This window comes from Desulfogranum japonicum DSM 18378, from assembly GCF_000429945.1.
Taxonomy (GTDB): Bacteria; Desulfobacterota; Desulfobulbia; order Desulfobulbales; family Desulfobulbaceae; genus Desulfogranum; species Desulfogranum japonicum.
Map to the genome: position 1 here is coordinate 1 of NZ_AUCV01000093.1, position 5,004 is coordinate 5,004.

General features: G+C 46.5%; 4 protein-coding genes. 3 read left to right on the top strand and 1 reads right to left on the bottom strand.

Going from position 1 to position 5,004, the window contains the following annotated elements:
• Window positions 1–204 precede the first annotated feature (204 nt).
• Window positions 205–792 (bottom strand): PAS domain-containing protein, encoded by a 588-nt coding sequence (locus G493_RS0122165; protein WP_028582126.1) that lies wholly within the window; start codon window positions 790–792, stop codon window positions 205–207.
• A gap of 1,014 nt (window positions 793–1,806) precedes the next feature.
• Between G493_RS0122165 and G493_RS33595 the strand changes: the two genes are divergently transcribed.
• The 3 genes from G493_RS33595 to G493_RS0122190 are packed head-to-tail and all read left to right on the top strand — an operon-like array spanning window position 1,807 to window position 4,426.
• Window positions 1,807–2,316 carry a transposase gene (locus tag G493_RS33595; RefSeq protein ID WP_153306636.1) on the top strand — a complete coding sequence of 170 codons (510 nt, stop codon included), beginning with the start codon at window positions 1,807–1,809 and terminating at the stop codon, window positions 2,314–2,316.
• A gap of 55 nt (window positions 2,317–2,371) precedes the next feature.
• Window positions 2,372–3,580 (top strand): DDE-type integrase/transposase/recombinase, encoded by a 1,209-nt coding sequence (locus tag G493_RS0122185; RefSeq protein WP_028582130.1) that lies wholly within the window; start codon window positions 2,372–2,374, stop codon window positions 3,578–3,580.
• 3 nt (window positions 3,581–3,583) lie between these two features.
• Window positions 3,584–4,426 carry an ExeA family protein gene (locus tag G493_RS0122190; RefSeq protein WP_028582131.1) on the top strand — a complete coding sequence of 281 codons (843 nt, stop codon included), beginning with the start codon at window positions 3,584–3,586 and terminating at the stop codon, window positions 4,424–4,426.
• Window positions 4,427–5,004: the final 578 nt, after the last annotated feature.

A 5,004-nucleotide genomic window follows, 5' to 3' on the forward strand; every position in this document is an offset into this window, starting at 1 on the left:
GCATTGAGTGAGGATTTTCAATCGATTTGCCCGTTACCGAGGCAAAAGACGCAAAAATCTTTTGTCAGAACACTGCTACGCATGGTCGCGTAGGGGAACCGGGATCGGCGATGTGATAATTTCCAGGAAACTTTAGTAAAGTTAACGTTAAACTGTGCCGCCCGGTTTTTAGGATCGGTACCAGTGATGAGTTGTGCTTTTCTCTTAATCGCTCTTGAAATTAGGGTACAATTTTTTAATACATTCAGGGCAAATACCATGACTAAACTCTGCATCTGAATGGTCTTCTATATAAACTTCGATCTGGTTCCAATATCCTTGATCGTCTCTAATTTTTTTACACGAAGAGCATATTGGGAGCATTCCACGTAGTCGCTTTATTTCAGATTCGTGTTCTCTCAAAACCAACCTTCTGGCTTCGACACTTTCTGTAATGTCAATACAACTGCCTATATAACCGCCAAAACTCCCTTGTTCGCCCTCGAATGGTACTCCTCGATCAAATATCCAGCGATACTCTCCGTCATACCTCCGGAGGCGATATTCCATTTCAAATATTTCACGTTTTTTGAAAGACGACAGGTATATTTCAAGGCACATGTCAAAATCTTCTGAAAAAATACCTTCAGCCCATCCATTACCAAGCTCCTGTTCAATTCTTCGCCCCGTAAAATTCAACCACTGTTGATTAAAATAATCACACTCGGCCGAGGTATTAGCTCTCCAGATCATAATAGGAGCCTGTTCAACAATGATCATGTATTCATTATATGATAGCTTTCCCTTTTCCATTTTCCTGCCTCTATTGATCTATCACGTCTCAATCTTGTCAAATTATTTACTTCTTGATGCACAACAGTAAGCTAAACGGTGCGCGACTCTTGCGCGTCCGGTGGAGCAACCGAAGGCTGCTGAACGAATTTTATCGCCGTGTTACGCAATTAGATCACCTCAACCCCATATAAGAGTCCCCAAAACAGGAAATCAGAGGGCTACCTTGGCAATACGCTGTTCGGTAGATCATTCCCTTTAGGTATTCCCACGCCAGCGACTACCGAAGCAGAAGAAATACTTGACTGTTGTGCTTTTCCAATTTGAAAATCAACAAATATAGACAGCAGAACCAGTTACCTTCTGTATGCACTAGAAAGGCGGTAAGTGAACTAACGACCCAAAATACGGCAAGCGCCAGAATCAGAATTTCAGCTTTATCGGAGCTATCTAATTTCCCAACCAACCTATTCTCCTTACTGCATTACAAGTAATTATACACATCTGTATAACATGTATTTTGTAGTGTTATTTAGAAAAGCCTTTGCCGAACCTGCCGGATAATTCGAATACTTCTTGGCCGGGATATTACCAACAGCCAACACCTGTGGAACGAATGCATATGAACCGACGAAGGCATCCGAGTCACAGTTTAGAAGTCCCCTCTTCCTTTGGAGTGAGGCGGGAGCAACAGGGGGAAAAATTTGATAAAGACTGACGTCACTGCTAAAGTCAGGCTTATTATATGCAATGCTTATTAAAAAACAAGGAGTGATTGCAATGGCTACTGTAGAGTCTCGCTTCCCACGACCTGAGACAAAGTCATAATTCTCGAGTACAACTACCTGTTGCGAGATAGTGTCTGCCAACGAAAATGAGAAAAGATAGATGGTCTCATGAGAGGGACGGGTCGTTAGAATGCAGGAACCGCCCATGCCTTGAATTCTCCTCCCCCCCTTTGGGGGGGATAAGAGGGGGGATGTGGTATAGATAGTATTTTAGCGAATATTATCACCTCAACCCACCCCTCTTATCATGTCCAAAATATTTGAAAACGACCAGTTCAGCAAGCAAGAATTACCCATTCGCTGTCCTCAATGCGCCATGACGGTCACGATCCGCAATGGCAGCTATAAAAGGGCACACCCTGAAGAAAATTGCCAAATCCGTATTCAGCGTTATCTCTGTAAATATCAACGCTGCCCCAGGAAAACATTTTCTGTCCAGCCGTATCCTTTGCTTCCCGTTCTTCGTCATTTTTACGAGACGGTACTCCTCTGCCATAAGCTCTTCACCAGGCAACAGATGACCCTGGCCTCCATGGCCAGGCATCTTAATATCACCCCCGGCAGAGCAAAACGTCTCGGCACGTTCTGTCATCAATTTTTCCATTGGCTCAGCCATGAACAAAAAGTGGCGGATTGGGGGGCTGCTTTGCAAGACAACGCCGCCGAGCACTGGGTAGATTTCACCCGAGATTTTTCGCGGAGATTTTACCCAAACAGATGGCCGAAGGCTTTACCAACACAATACAAACCTATCTAATTTCAAAGAGATATGGTGTTATACCCTGAATTTTAACTTAACATCAGGAGGTAACATGATATCACCGGACAAAACAGAACTTGCCGTTTGGCGTTACGGCATTATCAGCCGCCTTCTTCATCGAAATGATGATGACGGGACCCTGGATAATGAACTTCAGCAACTGGCAAGCAGACCCTTCCGTCGACCCGACGGGAGAAGTGTATCTTTTTCTCCAGAGACACTCAGGAAGTGGCTGTATCGTTACCGGCACGGGGGGCTGCCGGCACTTGGCGACATGCCAAAAAAAAATCGAGGTACCCATGCTTCGGTTCCGGAAAAACTTGCAACTCGGCTTAGGGAGCTTCGTCTGGAACATCCCAGGTGGACCGTAGCGCGCATGCTCAATCAGTTGGTGGAAGAGAAGCTCTGGGATACAAATACCCCTTCCCGCGCTACGCTCTATCGTTTTGCCGGAACACGGAATCTGCACAGAGATCCTCATGTTGTCAGGCATTCGCCGGCAAAACCTTTTGCCTACCAGGAATTTGGTCAGCTTTGGTCAGCTGATTTTATGCATGGTCCCAAAATACGGGTACAGGGGAATAAACGTAAAACCTACCTGCATGCGATCATTGACGATGCCACTCGCTATGTGGTTCGCGCCGGATTCTTCCTGGCAGAAGATACCGAGGTAATGATGAAAGAGTTAATGACAGCTATTCGCCAACACGGTATTCCCCTGCGTTTCTACACCGATAACGGTGCTTGTTATGCCAGCAGGCACCTCAGATTTGTTTGCGCTAATCTTGGCATCCACCTCATTCATACGCCACCGGGAAAGCCCCGGGGGCGCGGCAAGGTAGAAAGGATCTTCCGGACCGTAAGGGATGGATTCCTTGATGGAAAAAAACCACCGGCACACACTCTTGACGGTATAAACGAGGCATTCAGAAAATGGTTGTCACTCTACCACAAACAAATCCATAGTTCCCTCGGCACCACACCACTGCAAAAGCGCCTGGACAGCACAAGCTGTTGCAGGGAACTGCCGGAACCTATCGATATCGAACCGTTATTTCGAATGAAGCGCCGATGTCGCGTTTACCTCAATAACACCATTCGTTTTAAGAAACGAAGTTTCGAAGTGCCAGACGTCTTGCCGGGAGAAAGGGTAGACGTCTGGTTCATGCCATGGGAGCCAGGTGCAATCTGGTATGGGCCGGAAATGAAACCGGCAAAACAGGCTGACCCTATCAAAAACGCACAAAACTACAGGAGGTAAAGCATGAGGCAACTCAGTATAGACACTTCGGCACAGCTCCCCATAAATGATTTTTTTGGCTGGAAGCATCACCCTTTCGCAGATACCTATCAACAGCACAAGCTATGGGTTCCATCACGAGACAGCAAGCAACTGGCCACTATCAAGCGACTTCTCCATACCGGTAAAAGTATGGCTTTGTGTGGACCTTCCGGGGCGGGAAAAACCACACTTCTTCATGCCTTGATCGCAGACCTGGATAAGAATTCTTACCGTCCGGTGCTGGTCCCGTATGCAGGACACCCCAGAAACGGTCTTACCAGAATATTGGCCCAAGCACTCGGAGTTGAAACCAAGGGACGAGGAGTACCCCTAATCACTCGGGTACAACAGTATCTTGAGGACCTGATCAACGGGGCAAATCCCCGCCACCCAGTCATCATCATCGACGATGCGCAATTGCTTGAAAACGAGTCTTTATGGGATCTCTCTTCTCTACTGTTCCAAACCTCAAAACAAACCGTTGCTGCCTCCCTCATCCTGGTCGGAGATGATACATTGGCAAAAAGGCTTGAGCTATATACATTGGTGCCGATCAGAACTCGACTCACTACCGTGATGAAGTTGCAGCCAATGGATGAGCAAGAGACGCGGATATTTATCGAAAAACGTCTTGAAAATGGCGGAGCAACCCAGGATCTGTTTGCAAAAGAGGCTATCGAAATCATTGCCGCCTATACCGGTGGTAACAGACGAAACATTATGAATATCGCGACAATGGCCTTGGAAGAGGCCTATTATCGCCAGGAGAAGACCATAACCGCCGAGACGCTGTACGACGCGGAGTGGTTCAACGAATCCGGGTGAAACAGAGGCGTCTGCGAGGGAACTCCGGCGCCAAGGGATAGCTCGGTGCGGTAGACTGCAGTCTACAATCCAAATGGCCGGAAGGATTTCTTCCGGCCAACTTCTTTTACAACTGAACAGGTACCAATGCGAGAGAAACTTGTTAGCTTCTTGGGTGAGAATCTACAGCTACAAGAAAACAACACCTCCACAATGAACATTATTACCAGGATGATGTGGTGACAGGCGAATGCGATTGCCTAACCCAAGTTTTTGACAATTATTCTCAAAATCTCCCCTGATGAAAGTTTTTCGTTGCGCTAAAAAAATAAATCGTCAGAATTTCAGCCACATAGAAATTCACCATCGCTTGTAGTGCCATAAAAAATAATAAAGACTTGACATGCAGACTTTTTTATGCCAAGCTGCGACGCATGTATATTCGAAGAACTACAATCAAAGGAAGGAAAGACGGTGGGCAGTATTATACCTATCGCCTTGTTGAATCCAAGCGGACAGATAAAGGCGTAAAGCAATATACCCTGCTTAATTTAGGTGTAGGTTTTTCCTTGCCCAGGGACCAGTGGCCGGATCTCACT

Excerpts from the sequence above, each read along its gene's own strand:
- G493_RS0122165 (WP_028582126.1), bottom strand. The coding sequence starts at position 792 with ATGGAAAAGGGAAAGCTATCATATAATGAATACATGATCATTGTTGAA.
- G493_RS33595 (WP_153306636.1), top strand. The coding sequence starts at position 1,807 with ATGTCCAAAATATTTGAAAACGACCAGTTCAGCAAGCAAGAATTACCC.
- G493_RS0122185 (WP_028582130.1), top strand. The coding sequence starts at position 2,372 with ATGATATCACCGGACAAAACAGAACTTGCCGTTTGGCGTTACGGCATT.
- G493_RS0122190 (WP_028582131.1), top strand. The coding sequence starts at position 3,584 with ATGAGGCAACTCAGTATAGACACTTCGGCACAGCTCCCCATAAATGAT.